This window comes from Actinoplanes sp. NPDC049118 (assembly GCF_040648555.1).
Lineage (GTDB): Bacteria > Actinomycetota > Actinomycetes > Mycobacteriales > Micromonosporaceae > Actinoplanes.
Window position 1 is genome coordinate 153,136 of sequence record NZ_JBEZDY010000018.1, and the last position, 19,236, is coordinate 172,371.

Genomic DNA, 19,236 nt, shown 5'->3' on the forward strand with positions numbered 1-19,236 from the left:
GGTGCTCGACGCCGCCCCCGCCGTTCGCGCCCGGCCCGAACCGGCCCCGGGCGCCGCGGCCGAGCGGATGGCCTGGCTGGACGCACTGCGGGCCGTCGCCGTGCTCCTGGTCGTCTACGCGCACCTGAGCCGCTACCTGTTCCGCGGCGTGCGCGGCTTCACCGGCGAGTGGCTGCACGCCGGCACCGCCGGGGTCATGCTGTTCTTCCTGGTCAGCGGGTACATCATCCCGGCGTCGCTGGAGCGCCACGGCAGCCTGCGGTCGTTCTGGGTGAGCCGGCTCGCCCGGCTGCTGCCGCTGTATGTCGTGGTCACCGTGCTGGTGCTGTGCCTCGGCGCGAACGGGCTGGTGCCGATGGATCCGTACCTGGCCGCGCACCCCGTGACCGCGGCGGTGGCACACGCCACGATGCTCCCGCATCTGCTCGGCGTTCCCCTGGTCACCCCGGTGTTCTGGACGCTGACCTTCGAGATGGTGTTCTACCTGCTGGTCAGCGCGCTCTTCGCGCTGCGGCTGCACCGAACCGGGGGAGCGGTGGCCGTCCTGCTGTCCGCGATCGCGGTCCTGACCGTCCCGCTGGCGCCGGGCCTGCTCTCCGCGACGCCCGCGGGCGTGCGCGCGGTGACCGTCGCCGTGGCCCTCGGCCTGGCGGCGGGCCTGCCGGCGGTGGCGAGCGGCCGCCGCCGGATCGTCGTGTGCGGCGCCCTGCTGCTCGCCGCGATCGCCGGCACCCTGCTGGCGGCCGGCCAGGACCCCGCGCACGTCTGGGACGGGCTGCTCATCGTCGCGGTCATGTTCGTCGGCACCGCGATCCACCGCGCGCAGCACCGGCAGACCGGGTGGTGGCAGGCGGGAGCGGTCGCGGCGGCGGTCTCCGCCGCCCTGCTCTTCGCCTGGTACGCCGAACTGGACGCGCTCGGGGCGCCGACCGCGACCTACCGGGCCCGCTCGGTCATCACCCTGCTGGTCTTCGGTGGTGTCTTCGCGCTCGGCCTGCTCACCCGGTGGGCGTGGCGCCCGCTCGCCTGGCTGGGCCGGGTCAGCTACTCCGTCTACCTCGTGCACTTCGTGCTGATCCAGTTGCTGCGCCCGGTGCTCACCCCGCTGGGCGACCGGTTGCCGGGCGCCGGGGAGGTGCCGGTGGCGCTCGCCTATCTCGGCCTGCTGCTGGGCGTCTCGTGGCTGACGCACCGTTTCGTGGAGGTGCCCGGTCAGCGGCTCGGCCGCCGCGGCGCCCGCTGGATGACCGCCCGCTGGGGTTCCGACGCCCGCACCGGCGCCGCGCCGGCGCGCTGAGCCGCGGCAGGCGACGCGCCGTCGCCTGCCGCGGACTCCGGTGTGCTCAGACGGTGCCCGAGATGGACCACTGTCCCGTCGTCGCGGTCAGCGGGATGTCCGGGCCGGTCGGCCCCTGGCCCCAGAAGTGGTCGCCGATGTTCGTGGTGCCGTCGGCGCGGACCAGGCCGGTCGAGCGGTACTTCACCCCGGACGGCTCACGGTCGATCGCCATCGCGGCCCAGGCGCTCTGCACCCGGTACGCGGGCCGGAGCTCCCACCACAGGAACTTCTTCGGGAACAGGTAGCCGGCGAACGTCGCACCCGTGCCACCCGAGACGCAGTACGCGTTCGTGTCGAAGCCGTTGAGGATGTGCAGCCCGGCGAACGCCTGGCGCCAGCGGCCGAAGTAGTCGTGGTGGCCGTTGGTGTCGCGCAGCACCTGGCAGGACTCGAGCTGCAGCCACTCCAGGTCCCGGTTGCCCCAGCGGGCGTCCGCCGGCGTGATCTGGGTGTCGGAGTTGTTGCCCTTGAAGGTGAAGCCGCCCGGCCAGCCGTGGCCGGTGTACCAGGTCGCGTCCACGTCGTCGACGTACGAGCTGTCCAGCCCGCCCAGCGACGGCTCCTTGAAGTCCTTCTCCCAGGCGTTGGCCCCGCGCCAGTCGAACTGGGTGCCGACGCCGTGCGAGGCCATCACGCTGCGGAAGCCGTTGCCGCTGTCCTGTGCGCACTGCCACTCGTCGATGGTCTGCTCGATGCCGACGTCCGTCGGCCCGATGGCGAGCGCGCCGAATCCGCCGCCGCCCGGCTCGAGCCGCGCCGCCGCGTCCCCGTCGCCCGGCAGGTCGACGTGCGCGGTGGCGGCGAGGCCGTCGGCGTCGGTGACCTCGACGCTGAGCCGCTCGGCGCCGTCGTCCTCGCGGCCGCGCGGGGTACGCCGGTAGCTGATCTCCGGCTTGTCGCCGCCGTCGCTGGGCAGCACGGTGGTCGACGACGACCAGCGGTAGGTGTACGGCGCGGTGCCACCCTCGACGGACACCGAGGCGGTCACGGTGTCGCCGTCGCGGGAGGCGCCGAGCTTGCCGCCCGGTGCGGCGCCCTCCACCGCCGGGACCAGCCGGTGCGCCTGCGCGCTCCGGCCGCCGACCGGGTTGCAGGTGTACTGCGGCTGGATCGTGGTGACCCGGCCCTTGCCGCCGGCGTCGGTGGCGGTCAGCTCCGGGAACTGGTAGCCCAGCGTCGGGGTGTCCTGCTGTACGTCCGCGCCGTACAGCCCGGCGCACGCCTCGAGCGCGGCCTTCTCGCCGATCACCTTGACCTCGCCGCGGCGCTCGACCGCGCGCAGCGCGTGTGCGAGCTGGGTGACGGTGCCGTCGGGGCCGACCGTCAGGCGCAGCTTGGCGCCCTGCCCGCTGACCGGGAGCCCGGCCAGGTCCAGCTGGTAGCTGACCACGGTGTCGAGGGGGTGCACCTGCGGCTTGCGGTTCTCCGCGTCGGTCAGGGTCAGCTCGGTGTGCGTCAGCCGCGGGCGGGCGGTCAGGTCGGGGCTCAGCTTGGCCAGCTCGATCAGCTGCTCGCCGCGGCGCAGGGCCTCCTCGTCGGCGACCGGCCTGATCTTTTCCAGCGCGGCGCGGTCGATCGACTGTGCCTGCACCGCGCGGCCCGACTCGTCCTTTGTGGCCCGGCCCGCGGCGGTGAGCGGTACCTGCCCGAACGCGGCCGCATCGACGTAGCCGAAGTAGCCGGTCGCCTGCAACGCGTTCGGGACGCCGAAGGCCTTCGCCAGCTCGGCGCCCTGCTCGGCGGTGAGGCCCTCCTGCACCACGGCGTACACGGGCACGGTCTGCGGTTCCTCGGCGGCGGCCGCCGGGCCGCCGAGGGCCGGCGCGGCGAGCAGGCCGGCGGCCCCCACCGCGATGATCCGGCGTCGGGCCGGTTTGTCGACGAACATCTGGGTCCCCCTGTCGGTGTCCGGGAACGGCGTCAGCGCGCGTCCCGCACCAACCTCAGAGGGGCACCACCGGGTTCGAATACGTAATCCGGCGAAGGTTTCCGCTAACCCGCGCCGATGCAGTGGAAGGCCGCCGCGGTCGCGTGGGCGAGGGCGTCGCCGCCGGCGGTGAGGTGCTGCTGGGCGGCGGCGAGCGCCGCGGCCGGCCCGGTGCCGCCGCGCAGCCTCGCGTGCAGGTCGAGCATCAGATCCGCGGTGCGGTCCGCGGGCACCGGCAGCACGCTGGCGATCAGCGTACGGGTGCCCGCGCCGAGCAGGACCGCGCCGAGGCCGAGCAGTTCGTCGCCGGGCTGCACCGCCGAACGCCCGGAGTCGCAGGCGGAGAGCACCACGACGCCCGGCGGGCGGCGCAGCCGTTCGAGCTCATACGCGGTAAGCGGGCCGTCCGCGAGCTCCAGGGTGGACAGCAGCGGCGCGTCGGCCCGGAAGACACCGTGCGCGGCGATGTGCGCGAGGCGCGCCGATTCCATCGCCGCCGCGACCGCGGCCGCGCCCGCCGCCGCGGCCGTCAGCACCACCGCCTGCGGATCGGCGGCGGCCAGCGCGGCCACCTCCTTCTCGCCCGCCGGCAGCCGCGGGCCGGAGACGAGCACGGCCGGTCCGCACGCCGTGCTCTCGCTGGTCGCGGCGCGCAGCCAGGCGGCGGCCGACGGCACCACCGTCACGGCCCGGCCGGCGCAGGACGGCAGCGCCGCCCAGGCGAGCGCGTGCAGATCGCCGATCGGCGCCACCACCAGCGGCCGGTCGCCGATCCGGGCATGCAGCGGGGCGAGCAGCTGCGCGTCGAGCGCGCCGGCGGCGTGCCGCGCCGCGGTCCACGCGGCGGCGGGATCGTCCAGGGTGATCAGCCTGCGCAGCGCGAACCGGTGCTGCCGCGAGCGCCGCCGGGCTGCGTCGAGGTCGCCGAGGTGGTGCAGGCTCGCGCGGCCGTCGCGGACCGCGACCGCGAGGATCCCGCCGCGGTACGCGACCAGCTCCACCAGGACCGCGTCGCCGAGCGCGGCGGCCAGCGCCGTCACCCGCGGCGGCCGGGTCAGCGCACCGGCGCCGTCCGCGCTGCGGGTCAGCTCCCGTACCCGGTGCTCCAGCTGACCCTGGCGGCGCTGGTCCGCAGTGGCCGGACGCCCGGCGAGGGCGGCCGCCTCCACGGCGGCGCACACGCCCCGCAGCTCGGTCAGCACGGCGGACAGCTCCGGGTCGGCGGGCGGCGCGACCGGGGTCATCCGCAGCGTCGTGGCCCGCCACAGCTCGGCCCAGGCGAGGATGTGCGCGGGGCGGCCGGCGCCGACCGCGATGTCGAGCCCCTCCACGGCGAGTTCCCGGCCGTGCTCCCCGCTGCTGGCGCGCAGCTCGGTGGCGCCGTACCAGCTGCGGTGCGTCTCCTGCACGGCCAGGCCGTTGCGCAGCGCGCTCAGGGCCTGCCGGTCCGCGCCGCCGAGGCGATGCCGCAGGGCCGCGGCGAACCAGCCCTGGGTACGCCGGGCCGCGGTGCCGCCGCGGCGGGCCCGGGCGGCGACGGTGAGCAGTTCGCGGGCCTGCCCGGTACGCCCGAGGGCCGCGGCGACCCGGGCGGCGTCGATCCGGGTCGCCAGCGCCGTGCCGGGCCAGCCGGTCGCATCGAGCTGTTCGGCGTTGCGCACCATGGCCGTCAGCGACCGGGCGGTACGCGTGCCGGACAGGAAGCCCGCCCGGAGCGCGACGCTGCGGGCCAGCGCCGCCCAGGCCGGGCGGCCCTGCCGGCGGAACGCCTCGCCGGCGCGGCCGGCGGCGGCGGTCGCGGCGGGCAGCTCGCCGGCGAGCAGCGCGGTGCGCGCCTGCCCGAGCAGCGCCTCGGCCTGGTCCGAAGCCATGCCGCGCTCGCCGAGCTCCCGCACGGCGGCGGCGGCCACCTCGGTCGCCTCGGCCGGCAGCGGCACCGACAGCAGCAGCTCCAACCGGTCGAGTTGCAGGGCCGGGCGGGGCACGTCGAGCTCCCGGTAGCGCCGGTCCACCTCGGCGAAGACGCGCAGGGCCACCGCCACCTCGCCCCGACGGGCCGCGGCGGTGCCGAGATTCCACCGCGTGTCGGCGGCCGCGAGGTCCAGGCCGAGCGCGGTGAAGATCTCCTCCGCGCGGCGCAGGTCGTCGCCGCCCCGCGCCATGCCGCGCCGGGTCTGCACGAGCCCGCGGTTGTTGCGGGCCCGCGCCTCGAGGAGTGCGTCACCCTCCTGCCGGGCGATCTCCACGGCCGCGGTGTAGTCGCGGGCCGCCTCCTCGTACCGGCCGGCGTAGTGCAGCACCACCCCGCGCTGCATCCGCGCGCGCCCGGCATCGCACCCGGAAAGGTCCTTCAGTGCGGCCGTGACTTCCCGCAGGGCGGCGACGTTGCGGCCGCTGTTGGCCAGCGCGTAGCCCAGGCTCATCCGGGCCAGGGCGGTCAGCTCGGCCGAGCCGCTGCGCTGCGCCAGCCGTATCGCCCGGCGTAAATGCGCCACCGCTTGGCTCAACTCGTTAAGCTCCCGGTGTGCCAGCCCCACCGCCCTTGCGGCGACCGCGCGAGCCCGCGGGTTGTCGGACTTTTCCAGGATGGTCTGTCCGATCCCGATCGCGTGGCGGGGGTCGCGTTGTACCGCGCCCAAAGCGTTCTCCGCCTCGGTTTCCCAGGACTGTCCGCTACCCGCCACACTCGCATCCTGTCCGCTTTTTGCTAGTACCGGTACCCGGAATACGGCTAGATTTCTCCCGATTCGCCCGGCGGCCCGCCAACGGTGGGACCAGCCTCGCACCCCTTGGTCGCTGCGGAGGACACTGTGTCAACTGACCCATTCAAGCCGGGATCGTCGCGCGCCGGGCTCGGCCCGCTCGCCGGACCGCTGAGCCGTCGCGGACTGCTGCGCTGGTCCGCCGTCGCGGCCGCGGCGGCCGTCCTGCCCGCCTGGGCGGCGCCGGCCGCGGCCGGCGGGCAGGGCGAGGACGGCGCATACGCGGCCGCCTTCCTGGCGGCGGTCGCCGAGGACAAGCAGATCCGCGCCCACCTCGAACCGGGCCGCGAGTTCTGGTACAGGCCGGGCCAGCTGCTCGCCGCCCGGGCCGACGTCCGCAGGGTCGCGGCCTGGCTGCGCGAGGCCGGCGTGCCGTTCCGCACCGGCAAGCCCTTCGGCACCGTCGGCCGCTTCCTGCTCGCCGACGACGCCGACATCCCGGCGCTGGTCGCCAAGCTGCGCGAGCCTTCGCAGTGGAAGGGCGGCGTCCCGCCGGAGGTGCAGCCGCATCACGTGCTCGTCGGCTACGACAACATCATGGGCAACCCCGGCACCGCCCCGGTCGCCGTGGCCGCGCCGATCCCGCCCGTACACGGCGGCGAGGGCAAGGGGGTGATGGTCGGGGTCTGCGACACCGGCATCTGGCGCGACGCGCCGAAGTACCACCCCGACTGGCTCGGCGCCGCCTACGCGCCGGAGGCGGACGACGAGGACTCCCTCTACCGGCACGACGACGTGCTGGAGCTGCAGGGCGGGCACGGCACCTTCGTCGCCGGCGTGCTGCGCCGGGCGGCGCCGGACGTCTCCTTCGACCCCGAGGTCGCCCTGTCCGGCCTGGGCATCGGCGACGAGGAGATGCTCGTCGGTGCCATCGACCGCCTCGACCGTCGCGTGTCGATCATCAACCTGTCGCTGGGCTGCCGGACGCAGGACGACGTGGCGCCGCTGCCCATCGCCGACCGGCTGGCCGCGCTCGACCGCGACGTCGTGGTGGTGGCCGCGGCGGGCAACGCCGGCGGTTCCCGCCCGGCCTGGCCGGCCGCGCTGCCGCGGGTGCTGGCCGTGGCGGCGGTGCGGTACACCGCCGAGGGCCCGGCACGCGCCGAGTACAGCAACTTCGGCCCGTGGGTCGACGCATGCGCCGACGGCACACGCACCAGCACGTACGTCACCGGTGTGCTCGAGGTGAGCGGCGCGAACCCGGAGCGGTTCGACTGCTTCGCACAGTGGACCGGCACGTCGTTCGCGGCTCCGTACGTCGCCGGGCAGATCGCGGCGCTGATGAGCGCGAAGGGCCTGTCCGCGGCGGACGCGGCCGACCACCTGCTGAACCAGCAGCGGTGGCATCCCGATTTCGGAGTGCTGGTGCCATGAGCGAGTTCTCGGGCGAATCCACCCTCTGTCTGGTGCGTGCCGCCTCCGGCGGCGACGAGCGGGCCTGGGGCGCGCTGATCGACCGGTATGGCCCGCTGGTCATGGCGGTGATCCGGCGCTTCACGCTCAGCCGCGCCGACGCCGCCGACGTCAACCAGACCGTCTGGCTGCGGCTCGTCGAGCACCTGGACCGGATCCGCGAACCGGAGGCGCTGCCGAAGTGGATCGTGCAGACCACCCGGCACGAGTGCCTGCGGCTGCTGCGCGCCGGCACCCGAACCTGGCTGTACGACCCGCTGGACGGCGCCGCCGAGACCCTGGTGAGCACGGCCGCCCTGGCGCCCGGCGACCTCGACGAACGGCTGCTCGCCGAGGAGCGGCGGCAGGCGCTGCGCGACGCCTACGCCGAGCTTCCCCCGCGCTGCCGCGAGCTGGTCGGGCTGCTGCTGGTCGATCCGCCGCTGAGCTACGAGCAGATCGGCGAGCGCCTCGGCGTGCCGATCGGCAGCATCGGCCCGACCCGCGGCCGATGCGTGCACAAACTGCGCACCTGCCCAGCCCTGGTGGCGTTCATCGGCGCCGCGGGCCAATCTGACAGCCACGTTCGCAAGGAGGCCCGCCGTGACGCAGCTGCCGTGGGATGACGATCCCTCGCTCGTCGCCGACCTGCGCGAGGCGCTGGCCCCGCGGGAGGCCCTGCCGCCGGACTTCGCCGCGGCGGCCCGGGCGGCGTTCGCCTGGCGGACCGTCGACGAGGACCTGTTCCTCGCCGAGTTGTCATTCGACAGCTCCGCGCCGCAGGGCGCCCTGGCGACCCGCGCCGGCAGCGCCGCCGGCGCCCGGCTGCTGGTCTTCGACGGCGGCGGCTACCGCATCGACGCGGAGATCGACGACGACGGTGACGCGATCGGGCAGGTGAGCCCGGCCAAGGGCGGCACGGTGTGCTGCCAGACCCCGGACGGCACCTTCGCCGAGGCGCCGATCGACGAGGCGGGCTGCTTCAGCGTGCGGACCCCGGCGGCGGGCGCGGTCCGGCTGCGGGTGCGCGCCGGCGGCCGCCCGGTGTCCACCGACTGGATCAACCTCGGCCGCCGGCGCTGAGCGGCCGCCGCACCGGCCGGACCGGCCGAACTGGACACACCGCGCCGGGAACGCCCGGACGCACCGCGCGACGGCCGGCCGCGCCCGCCGGTGACGATGCCGCCGTCCGCGGCGCTCCGCGGTGGACGTACGCTGCCGGGACCGTGATCGGACGCGTCCCGCTCGGACCCGAGGTCAAACCCTCCGCGACGCCGGGTTGGTCTATGGTAAATCGGTATATCTACGGCGGCCGATGGGCGTGAATTCGGCGGCCCGCGGGCGCCGGGGGCGACATCGGAGGCGAAGATGACCGGCACCGAGCCGTTCGACGACGTGGCCCTGCTGGTCAGCAAGGCGGCCGGCGGCGACCAGGCGGCGTGGAACGAGATCGTCGGGCGGTTCGGCCGCCGGGTCTGGGCCACCTGCCGCGCCTACCGGCTCAGCCAGGCCGATGCCGCGGACGTCTTCCAGCAGACCTGGCTGCGGGTACTGGAGAATCTCGACTCCCTGCGCGACCCGGCCCGGCTGGGCGCGTGGATCGGCACCACCTGCCGCAACGAGGCGCTGGTCGCGCTGCGGCGGGCCAAGCGGGCCATGCCGGTCGGTCAGCCGTGGCTGCTGGACCGGCCCACCGACCCCGACGACGACCCCGAGCGGCCGTTCCTGATCGCCGACCGCGACGCCGAACTGTGGGCCGCGTTCCGCCGGCTGAGCCCCCGCTGTCAGCAGGTGCTGCGGGTCCTGGTGGTGGAGGCCGAGGACGGGCGGCCGTCCTACGAGAACGCGGCGGCGGCGCTCGACATGCCGATCGGCAGCCTCGGCCCCACGCGGGGCCGGTGCCTGACCCACCTGCGCCAATTCCTGACAGAAGGTATCAGCGGCGCCGAAGCCGGCTCGTGAGTGTGATGAACGCGCCACGCAACGCAATTCCCAATCGGTGTGAGGAGACACGGTGAACGATCCGACGACACCGGACGACGGTCGCCTGCTCGCCCGGCTGGGCGCCATTCTCAACGACGCAGAGGAGCCGCCGGCGGACGTGATGGAGCTGGCGCGGCAGAGCTTCACGCTGCGCCGCCTGGACGCCGAACTGGCCTCGCTCGTGGAGGACTCCGACGGCCCGGCCGCCTCCGTGCGCTCCGTCGCCGTACGGGGATCGGCGCGGGAGCCGCGGCAGCTCACCTTCCAGATCGTCGACGAGCAAGGCCGGGACGAACTGATCATCGCGGTGCAGGTCGAGTCGGTGGGCCGGCGACGCCGGCTCACCGGGCACCTCGCGCCGCAGGGCCCCGCCTACATCGAGGTACGGCAGCCGACGGTCCCGAAGGCACGCGGCGTCGACGCGGACCGCCGTGGCCTGTTCGTCATCGACGACGTGCTTCCGGGACCGATGAGCCTCACCTGCCGCCGGGCCGGCGGGCCGGCCGTGGCGACCCAGTGGACCCTACTGTGACCGGGCCGGCCTGATCAGGCGGGCGTGCCCGGCAGCAGGTGCACCACCGCGCCGAGATCGTCAAGCGTCGGCCGGCCCGCGATGAGCTGGTCGAAGGCGGCCGACGGTGGCAGCGCGCCGTCGTCGCCGCAGAGCGCCGCCACCGCACCGGCGATCTGCGGCGCGGTGAACGAGGTGCCGCTCCACGTCGCCCAGGAGTTCGCCGGGAAGTCGACGTCCGTGCCGATGCCGTCCTCGGGCGGCAGCCGGCCCTCGACGAACGTGGACACCACGCCGACGCCGACCGTCGAGCACTGCACCCAGTCCCCGCGGTTGGAGAAGGCCGCCGGGCTCAGGTCGCTGTTCAGCGCGCCGACCGCCTTGACGCCCGGGAAGGCCGCCGGGTACAGCGGCCGCTCGCTGCCGTCGTTGCCGGCGCTCGCGACGATCAACGTCTTCGGGTACGTCTCGGAGATGTAGCGCACCGCCTCGCGCATCGCCAGCGGCGGGACGCCGTCGACGGCGGGCGCGCCGAACGAGGCGTTGATGATCAGCCGGCCGCCCGCCGCCTCGTCGGCGGCCTGGATCATCATGTCCGCGGCCGCCTCGTCGGTGCCGAGCCCGTCGGTGCTGGTGAAGCGGTAGACGACCACCTCGCAGTCCGGCGCGATCTGCCGGACGATGCCGGCCGCGAACGTGCCGTGGCCCGCGAACCAGTCGATCCGGTCGAGCGGCGCCAGCACGTTCACCGGGTCCGTGCCGTTGCGCACCACGCCGGTGTCCCAGGCGTCGGTGCGGGGCGCGGCGGTCAGTCCGGTGTCGACGATCGCCACGCGTACCGGCGCGCCGCCGCCGTTGCTCGCGAAGGCGCCCGGCGCCACCGTGGGTCCCGGGTAGGAGTTGCCCTTGACGATGTAGCCGAGCGGCACGATCGCGTTGACACCCGCCATGATGCCGTGATCGTCCCGCAGCCGCTTGGCGTCGCGGCGCAGCGCGTCGAGCGACCTGTTGCCCTGGCCGCGGAAGACCCGGGTGCGGCGGCGCGGGCTGCGTCCCGCGCGGTCGGCCGCCGCGTAGCCGGCGAGCAGCCCGCCGAGCCGGCCGGCCTGTGCGGCGTCGGCGTCGACGACCAGCCGGTTCTCGGCGCACAGCACCGGCCCGGACCCGTCGGCCGGTGTGTAGGTGACGAACCGGGTGGCCTGATCGTCCGAGGCCGCCAGCTGGCGCCTGCGGATCCGTTCCACGACGGCGTCGGAGTCCCGCCGCGCGGCGGCGTCGCCGTTCGGCGAGACGAGATTGGAGACCTGCGCCCGTACGGCCGCGGAGTCCCGTTCGAGCTGTTCGGCGCTGCGATGGTCCGATATCGGCCAGTTCTGGGTCATGGCTTACTGTCCCTCTCCGTCGGTAGGCTGGCGTCGTTTTCCACCCGGGAATCGGGGCGGTGCAAATTGGACATTCAGGTGAGCCTCCTGGACGAGGCAGACGCCGCGTACAGAAGAGTCGTGCTAGATCCGGCCAGATACGCCCCGCAGGCAGAAGAAGTCGTCCGGGCGGCGCGGGCCGCCGGCGCGACCGAGGCGCTCGTCGTGGGTCTGCGCGCCCAGGCGTGGGCGCGGCACGTCGCGCTCGACAACGACGGCGCCAGAAAAATACTCGATCAGGCCGTGCGGCTGGCCGACGGCCTCGGCCTGCCGGGCCGCCTCGGCGATCTGCTGGTCACCCGGTCCGTCGCCCTGCACGAGCTCGGCCGCTACGGTGCGGCGGCCCGCGACCTGCGCCGGGCCGAGCCGCTGATCGCCGCCGAGGAGCGCCCGGACCTGCGGCTGCAACTGGCGGTCCTCGACCACAACCGGGGCCGGGTGCGCGCCGCCGAGCGGGCCTACCGCGAGCTGCTCGACGACCCGGACTGCCCGCCGGTCGTCTGGGTCAAGGCGGCCAACAACCTGGCCAACGCGCAGACCCAGCTGGGCCGCCCGCACGAGGCGCTCGACCACCTCGACCACGCCGCCGAGCTCTGCCGGGAGCTGAGCCCGCGGCTGCTCGCGGTGATCGCCAACAGCCGGGCGTGGTCGACGTTCCACGCCGGACACCTCGCGGAGAGCGTCCGGCGCTTCGAGGAGGCCGGCCGCCTGCACGCCGCGGCGAACCTGCCGCTGGGCGAGCACCAACTCGAGTACGCCGACGTCCTGAGCGACCTTCGCCTGCTCGACGAGGCCATGGCCGCGGCCCGCTCCGCCGAGGTGGAGTTCGAGCGCCACGGCGCGCGGCTGATGGCGCCCGAGGCCCGCCTGCGCTGCGCCCGCCTCGCCCTGGAGCTGGGCGACGCCGGCACCGCCCTGGCCGACGCCGCCGCGGCGGCCGACGACTTCCGCCGGCAGCGCCGCCCCGCCTGGGCGGCCCGGGCGGCGGTCACCGAGGCGCAGGCACAGGCCGCCTGCCACGGGTACTCGCCCGAGGTGCTGCGCCGGCTCGGCGGGGCCGCGGCCACCCTGCAGCGCATCGGCCTGCGCACCGAGGCCGTGTACGGGCACCTGGCGGCGGGCCGGGCCGCGCTCGCCCTGCGGCAGGGTCCCGCCGCGCGCCGGGCGCTGACCCTGGCCGGCGACCTCGCCCGCGACCAGTCGCTGCTCGTACGGTTGCGGGGCAACCTCGCGCGGGCGCTGCTCGCCGAGTCGGAACGGGCCGGCGGTGTCGTCGCCGAGTGCTCGCGCGGCCTGCGTGACCTCGCGCGCCACCGCGCCGCGCTGCCGTCGCTTGAGCTGCGGGTCCTCGCCGCCGGGCACGGCGCCGAGCTGGGCGCGCTCGGGCTGCGTCGGCTGCTGCCGACCGCCTCGGCGGGCCGGATCCTCGAATGGCTGGAACGCACCCGGACGGCGGCGCTGCTGCGCGTGCAGCCGCCGGCGACGGGCGTCGACGAGGACGTCATCGCGCTGCGCGGCGTCGAGCAGGAGCTCCGGACGGCACGCCTCGAACGCGGCAAGGAGCCGTCGTCCCTGCTGACCCGGCAGAGCGCGCTCGAGGCGCGGATCAGGCGCCGCTCCTGGGCGGGCGAGGACGTCGGCGGAGAGGCGGCCGCGCTCGCGACCGCGGCGGACCTGCGGCGTGCCCTGGACGGCCGGTGGCTGGTCGAGTACGCCGTGGTGGACGACCAGATCCTGGCCGTCGTCGTGGAGCCCCGGCGCACCCGGATGATCGAGCTCGGGCCCGCCGGCCCGGTGCTGCAGGAGGCGGACGCGGCGGCGTTCGGCCTGCGCCGGCTGCTGCACGGCACCCGGTTCGCGGCCGCGGCCAGGACGGCGGCGCAGGACGCGTTCGACGCGCTGTCCCGGCAGCTGATCGTGCCGCTCGGCGTGCCGGCCGACGTCCCGCTCGTGGTGGTGCCGTCGGCCCTGCTCCTCGGCGTGCTCTGGTCGCCGCTGCACCCGGCGCCGGTGTCGGTGACGCCGTCCGGCGGCCTGTGGGCACGGGCGAAGCGGACGCTGGGTGCCGGGGGACCGGCCCGGGTCGCCGTGGTCGCGGGCCCCGGCCTGCCCGGCGCGGTCGAGGAGGCGCGGGTGGTGGCCGCCGAGCACGAGGAGATCGTCACGCTGCTGCCGCCGGAGAGCACCGTCGACGCGACCCTCGAGCTGATCGGCAAGGCGGACGTCGCCCACCTCGCCTGCCACGGCCTGTTCCGGTCGGACAGCCCGCTGTTCTCGGCGCTCGAGCTCAGCGACGGCTCGCTGACGCTCTACGAGATGCTGGCCCGCGGCGTCGCGCCGCGCCGGGTGGTGCTGGCCTCCTGCGACTCGGGCACCCAGCAGCCGTACGGCGGCAACGAGATGCTGGGCTTCGTCAGCGCCCTGATGTCCAACGGCAGCGCCGGCATCGTGGCGGCCGAGGTGCCGATCCCGGACGGGGTCTGCGCGGTGCCGATGACGGCGCTGCACCGGCGGATCAGCCGCGGCGACACGCTGGCGTCCGCCGTGTGGCACGCCCGCGCGGCGCTCGCGGAGGGCGGGCCGGAGGAGTACGTGGCCTGGAGCGGCCTGACGGCGTACGGGCCGGGTTAGGTGTGCTGCCAGGACTGGTTGCCGCCGCCGTTGCAGGTCCACAGGATCACCGCGGCGCCGTCCGCGGTCCCGCCGCCCGAGACGTCCAGGCACCGGCCGGACTGGTCACCGGTGATGGTGCCGTTGGCGTTGAGCTGCCATCTCTGGTTCGCGCCGCCGTTGCAGGTGTAGATGGCGGCCCTGGTCCCGTCCGCCGTGCCCTGCTGGTACGCCTCCAGGCAGCGGTCGCCGTAGACCCGCAGCTCGCCCGCGGCCGTGTGGGTCCAGGCCTGGTTGGCGCCGCCGTTGCAGGCCCACACGTCCACCGCGGTGCCGTTCGTGGTGCTCGCGCCGGGCACGTCGAGGCACTTGCCCGAGGCGGCGCCGATCAGGGTGGTGTTCAGCGAGGTGCCGCCGCTACCGGACTGGTTCAGCACGTACGTGGTGATGCTCCTCGCCGGCAGCGAGGCGCTCAGGGTGCCCGCCGAGACAGCCGGCGCGGCGACCGGCGCGAGACTCTCCGTGGCGCTGGTACGCACGCCCGCGCCGAAGGACACGTTGTTCTTCGCGTTGAGGTGCAGCGACAGCGGCGTCGCGCTCGCGTTCTGGTTGGTGACCACCACCGTCCACTGCCCGCCGCGGTCGAACGCCGACACCTGCACGCCGGCGGGCGCACCGGTCACGTTGTGCCGCACCGCGCCCGGCCGGACGAAGCGGCTGAACTGGCCCAGCGCGTAGTACCGCTTGGTCAGGTACAGCGTCTGGTTGCCGTTGGCGGCGTACGCCGGGTCGTAGTAGATGAGCCCGTCGTTCCAGCCGGAGGAGTTCGCGGTCGTCGCGCAGCCGCCGGAGGCCGGCGCGCAGCCGAACTCCGACGACAGGGCGGTCCACCAGTGGAACGCGGTGTCGTAGGTGACCGAGAGGTCGCGGTGGACGATGCCCGCGAGGCCGAGCGCGCCGCCGATCGTCGGGTCATAGCCCTGGCTCCAGCCGCCGGTCGCGCCGAAGCAGCAGATCTCACTCGCCCAGGTCCGCTTGCCCGCGGCGCGGCCGACGTTGCGCGCGGCGGTCCGCGCCGCGTCGCCGGGGAAGTCGTACGTGTGATGTGCGAGGTTTGCGACGTACTGCGCGGTGCCGGCCTGACTGATCCACTGTGGCACCTCGGAGTTGAAGGCGCTGACCGAGGTGGACTCGTCGGCGCTGATCCTGGTGGCCAGGCCGCGGGAGGAGAGCGTCGCGCCGAGCGTGCGGACGACGTCGTCGCGCTGCGCAGTCGGCACGAGCATGCCCTCCTGGCCGCAGGTGCCGAAGCTGTTGGTCGGCTCGTTCATCGGGCTCAGGTAGTCCAGGTGCACGCCCTGGCCGTCGAAGTGCTGGGTGATGTCCGCGAGGTACGTCGCGAAGGTCTGGTTGTCGGCGCTGTCGAGCGTGCCGCCGCAGCTCTTCGCGTTGCTGGTCCACACCGCCGGCGCGCTGTTGACGAAGCCGATCAGGTCGGGCACGCCGTACTGTGCGGCGTACCGGAGAAAGGTCTGTCCGCCCGGATCGCGGTTCCAGTCGTAGCCGCCGGCGGCGGTGCGGAAGGTCTGGGCGGCCCGGGCCGGCGTGGTGACGCCGGTGCCGCCACCGCCGATGTTGTAGCGGTACGCCGACAGCGCGAGCCCGTCGGCGCCGAACAGCAGGCCGGCGACGCGCTGCTGCACGGCGGGCGCGAAGTTCGCGAGGTCGTTGACCCACCAGGCGCCGGACGCGCCGATGGCTTCCATTGTCTGCGCGGGCGCGGGTGAGACCTCCGCCCGGGCCGCGGCGGCCGCGGCGGGGGAGGCGGTCGGTACGGTGAGGGCGGTGCCGAGCAGCAGCCCGGCGGCCAGCGATCTGAGCATCATCTTCCTCCATTGAGAAAGCCCTCCAGCGCGAGCGTGGCCGCGCCGAGACTGACCGGATTGCCCGTGACGGTGGAGAGGACGATCTCCGTGTCGGTGAGCGGGCGGCGCAGCGCGTGCTGCGTCGCCACGGCGCGGACCTCGTCGAGCAGCCGATCGCCGAGCCGGTCGGCGACCCAGCTGCTGAGCACGACGAGCTCCGGGTTGATCAGGTTGATCAGGTCGGCGACGGCGACGCCGAGGTAGCGCCCGGTCTCCGCGTTGACCTTCGCGGCGATCGGGTCGCCCGCGGCGAGCCCGGCGGCCAGCGCGCCCAGGGTGGCGGTCTGATCCTCGGGGTGCAGCAGCGCGCTGGTGGGTGCCAGGTCGCGCAGCGTCTGCATGATGCCGGGCGCGCCGACGTACGCTTCGACGCAGCCGCGGCTGCCGCAGCGGCAGAGCCGGCCGTCGAGCACCAGCGTGGTGTGTCCCCACTCGCCGGCGGTGTTGCTGCTGCCGCGGTAGAGGGTGCCGCCGAACGCCAGCCCGGCGCCGACGCCCGTGCCCAGGTTGATGACCGCAACGTCGTCGCGTCCGCGTGCCGCGCCGGACCACAGCTCGGCGACCACGGCCGCGCGCAGCGGGTTGTCCAGGTGCAGCGGCAGCTCCAGCGAGCGGGAGAGCAGGTCGCGCAGCGGCACGTCGTGCCAGTCCCAGTTCGGGGCGAAGACCGAGACGCCGCCCTCGCGGTCGACCTGACCCGGCACGCTCACGCCGGCACCGAGGATCCGGCCGCCGGTGCCGGCCATGACCGTGCGCACGCCGCTGACGATGTGCGCCACCACCTGACCGGGCCGCCGCTCACCCGGGCGCAGCGCCTCCTCGGTGCCGCTCAGCCGGGTGAGGGTGGCGTCGAAGAGGTCGACGTGCACGTAGGTCTCGGCCACGTCGACGCCGATCAGCAGCCCGCCCCGGGCGTTGGGCGTGACCAGCCCGCGCGGGCGCCCGCCGCCGGAGTCCTCCCGGCCGGCCTCGGTCAGCAGGCCGTGCCCGGTCAGTTCGCCGACCAGCGTCGCCACGGTGCCCAGGCTGAGCCCGGTGGCCGTGGCGATCCGCTGCCGCGAGGTGGTGCCGGCGGAGATCACCTGCTGGATGACGCTCAGCCGGTTGGCGGACCTGATGTCGCGGGACGTCCGTGCCATGCGATTTATCGCAACACTTACGAAAAGGATTGGCAATAGACGTAATGAAATGTCTCGATGTAAGCCCGGGTCGGGCGCCGGTCAGCCGCCGATCGGGCCGCCGTCGAGGCGCCAGGCCACCACGACGGCCGGCTTGGCGAAGTCGCCGTCGGGCCACGTCGAGGCCGGTTTCTCCACGCTGGCGCCGGTGATCTCGCCGGGGTGCTGAACGGCGACGAAGACCGAGCGGTCGTCGCCGGTGATGAACGGGCCGCAGGTCTCCGCGCCGTACGGAACGGTGAGGAACTGTTTGAGGTGGCCGCGCTCGGAGCCCTCGATCGCGGTGGCGAACAGGCCGTCGTTGGCGCCGAGTGCGTTGCCGTCGGTGGAGATCCACAGGTTGCCCGCGCTGTCGAACGCCACGTTGTCCGGACACGAGATCGGCGACACCGCCGCCTTGTCGTAACCCGCGAAGTAGGTCGACGGGTCGGCCGGGTCGCCGCAGACGATCGGCAGCGACCAGGTGAACGACTCCGCCGTGTTGTCGCCGCGGTCCTCGACCAGCTCGAAGATGTGCCCGTGCCGGTTGGCGTTGCGCGGATTCGCCTCGTCCGCGCCGGCGAAGGTGCCGACGCCGCGGTTGGTGTTGTTGGTCATCGCCGCGTAGACCTTGCCGGTGAGCGGGCTCGGCTGCACGTCCTCGGGGCGGTCCATCTTGGTCGCATTCACCGCGTCGCCGGCCAGCCGGGTGAAGGTGAGCACCTCGGCGGCGGACATCCCCGGCACGTACGAGGTGTTGCCGGACACGAGTCTGATCCAGGTGCCCGTACCGCCGAAGGCGCCGTCGGACGGCAGCCGGCCCGAGCCGTCGATCTCGGACGCCGGACTGTCGCCGGTGACCTTGGCGACGTACAGCGTGCCGGACTCCAGCAGCGTCAGATTGAGCCGCCGCGCGTACGAGGAATCGCCGGGCAGGAACTTGCGGTCGGAGACGAACTTGTACAGGTAGTCGAAGCGCTCGTCGTCGCCCATGTACGCGACGACGCGGCCGTTGCGGGCCACGATGACGTTGGCGCCCTCGTGCTTGAGCCGGCCCAGCGCGGTGTGCTTGCGTGGCCGCGAACCGGGCTCGAAGGGGTCGACCTCGACGATCCAGCCGAAGCGGTGCGCCTCGTTCGGGTGCAGGGCCAGGTCGAACCGCGGCTGCGCCCGGTCCCAGCGCCGCGAGCCGCTCGGCACCCGGACCGTCGTGGAGATCCCGTACCGCGCCAGGCTCGGCTTGAGCTCGGCCGGTGCCGCGTCCCCGCCGACGAAGTACTGGTTGAAGTTCTCCTCGCCCGACAACACCGTGCCCCACGGCGTGACCCCACCCGAGCAGTTGTTCAACGTACCGATCGCCGTCGTGCCTCCCGGATCCGCCGCCGTCCTCAGCCACGCCGAGCCGGCGGCCGGCCCGGTGAACCGGAACGGCGTCTCCAGCGCGGTGATCCGCCGGTTGTACGGCAGCCGGTGCCCGCGCACCGGCTCCCACTGCCCGGTGCCGTTGACCCGCTCGAGCTCCACCACCGAGAGGCCGTGCGCGGCCATGGCCACCCTGAGCTGCTCGACGGTCAGCGCCTCCTGGCTGGTGAAGCCCGGGAACATCAGCTCCTCGTTGGTGTACTCGTGGTTGACCACCAGCAGCGCCCGGCGGCCGCCGCGGCCCAGCGGCAGCACGCCGACGAAGTCGTTGTTGTAGCCGAACTGCGCCGACTGCCGCCTGGCGCTCTGGTTCGCGATGTCCAGCGCGGGCGCGCCGGGCAGCACGGGGTCGCCCCAGCGCATGACGACGGCCGAGTCGTACCCGTTGGGCACGATCAGGCTGTCGAGCCGGTTCGGCGGGATCGCCTTGAACGTCAGCGGGCCGGCCTTGCCCCGCCGGAGGCCGCCGGGCCGCGCCGGCACGGCCTCGGCATCGGCGGCGGCGGCCGGTGCGGCCGCGCCGGCGCCGAGGCCGAGCACCAGCGCGCCGACGGCACCGGCGCGCACGACGCCACGGCGCGAGAACCCGGCCCTGACGACGTCGCCGAGGTAGGGATTGTCCGACTCATTCGGCACGGGATGGTCGCAGGCGTTGCCGCAGCGGTACAGGCAGGTCATCGAGTCGCGTCCGCTGTGGCCGGCCGGGCCGAGCAGCGGGAGCAGCCGGGGTCGTTCAGTCATCAGTAGTGGCTCCTCGCCGGGGAAGATCGCTGACCCGACGCTAGGT

13 protein-coding genes are annotated in these 19,236 nt (G+C 74.5%); 7 read left to right on the plus strand and 6 right to left on the minus strand.

Annotated elements, in window-relative coordinates:
- Position 1: 1 nt before the first annotated feature.
- Positions 2-1,297 (plus strand): acyltransferase, encoded by a 1,296-nt coding sequence (locus AB0B58_RS27455; RefSeq protein WP_360229343.1) that lies wholly within the window; start codon positions 2-4, stop codon positions 1,295-1,297.
- A gap of 46 nt (positions 1,298-1,343) precedes the next feature.
- Here the strand turns inward: AB0B58_RS27455 and AB0B58_RS27460 are convergent, their stop codons facing one another.
- Entirely contained in the window at positions 1,344-3,227 is a 1,884-nt protein-coding gene (locus AB0B58_RS27460; RefSeq protein ID WP_360229345.1) for a DUF6345 domain-containing protein, read from the minus strand.
- Positions 3,228-3,331: 104 nt separating this feature from the next.
- Positions 3,332-5,773 carry a CHAT domain-containing protein gene (locus AB0B58_RS27465; protein WP_360229347.1) on the minus strand — a complete coding sequence of 814 codons (2,442 nt, stop codon included), beginning with the start codon at positions 5,771-5,773 and terminating at the stop codon, positions 3,332-3,334.
- 303 nt (positions 5,774-6,076) lie between these two features.
- On the opposite strand from AB0B58_RS27465, the gene AB0B58_RS27470 reads away from it, so the two are divergent.
- From AB0B58_RS27470 to AB0B58_RS27490, 5 genes are all read left to right on the plus strand, one after another.
- Complete coding sequence (locus AB0B58_RS27470) at positions 6,077-7,402, plus strand: S8/S53 family peptidase (RefSeq protein ID WP_360229349.1); 1,326 nt, start codon at positions 6,077-6,079, stop codon at positions 7,400-7,402.
- Positions 7,399-8,046, plus strand: a complete 648-nt coding sequence (locus tag AB0B58_RS27475; RefSeq protein ID WP_360229351.1) for a sigma-70 family RNA polymerase sigma factor — start codon at positions 7,399-7,401, stop codon at positions 8,044-8,046. Before AB0B58_RS27470 ends, AB0B58_RS27475 begins: the two co-directional genes overlap by 4 nt.
- The gene (locus AB0B58_RS27480) at positions 8,024-8,503 is read left to right on the plus strand and encodes a hypothetical protein (RefSeq protein WP_360229353.1); all 480 of its coding nucleotides are present in this window, start codon (positions 8,024-8,026) and stop codon (positions 8,501-8,503) included. Before AB0B58_RS27475 ends, AB0B58_RS27480 begins: the two co-directional genes overlap by 23 nt.
- Positions 8,504-8,788: 285 nt before the next feature.
- Positions 8,789-9,382 carry a sigma-70 family RNA polymerase sigma factor gene (locus tag AB0B58_RS27485; RefSeq protein WP_360229355.1) on the plus strand — a complete coding sequence of 198 codons (594 nt, stop codon included), beginning with the start codon at positions 8,789-8,791 and terminating at the stop codon, positions 9,380-9,382.
- Between the two features lie 52 nt (positions 9,383-9,434).
- Positions 9,435-9,935, plus strand: coding sequence for a hypothetical protein (locus tag AB0B58_RS27490; RefSeq protein ID WP_360229357.1), 501 nt, complete (start codon positions 9,435-9,437; stop codon positions 9,933-9,935).
- 14 nt (positions 9,936-9,949) lie between these two features.
- Here AB0B58_RS27490 and AB0B58_RS27495 read toward each other — a convergent pair whose 3' ends face one another.
- A complete protein-coding gene (locus tag AB0B58_RS27495; RefSeq protein WP_360229359.1) occupies positions 9,950-11,296 on the minus strand; it encodes a S8/S53 family peptidase in 1,347 nt (448 codons plus the stop codon).
- A 78-nt stretch (positions 11,297-11,374) separates the two neighbouring features.
- On the opposite strand from AB0B58_RS27495, the gene AB0B58_RS27500 reads away from it, so the two are divergent.
- Positions 11,375-13,966 carry a CHAT domain-containing tetratricopeptide repeat protein gene (locus tag AB0B58_RS27500; RefSeq protein ID WP_360229361.1) on the plus strand — a complete coding sequence of 864 codons (2,592 nt, stop codon included), beginning with the start codon at positions 11,375-11,377 and terminating at the stop codon, positions 13,964-13,966.
- Here the strand turns inward: AB0B58_RS27500 and AB0B58_RS27505 are convergent.
- The 3 genes from AB0B58_RS27505 to AB0B58_RS27515 form a co-directional block, all read right to left on the minus strand.
- Positions 13,963-15,831 (minus strand): lectin, encoded by a 1,869-nt coding sequence (locus AB0B58_RS27505; RefSeq protein WP_360229363.1) that lies wholly within the window; start codon positions 15,829-15,831, stop codon positions 13,963-13,965. The two genes, AB0B58_RS27500 and AB0B58_RS27505, sit on opposite strands and share 4 nt — an antisense overlap.
- Positions 15,828-17,009 (minus strand): ROK family protein, encoded by a 1,182-nt coding sequence (locus tag AB0B58_RS27510; protein ID WP_360229365.1) that lies wholly within the window; start codon positions 17,007-17,009, stop codon positions 15,828-15,830. The genes AB0B58_RS27505 and AB0B58_RS27510 overlap by 4 nt, the downstream gene beginning before the upstream one ends.
- Positions 17,010-17,090: 81 nt before the next feature.
- A complete protein-coding gene (locus AB0B58_RS27515) occupies positions 17,091-19,190 on the minus strand; it encodes a PhoX family phosphatase (RefSeq protein WP_360229367.1) in 2,100 nt (699 codons plus the stop codon).
- Positions 19,191-19,236: the final 46 nt, after the last annotated feature.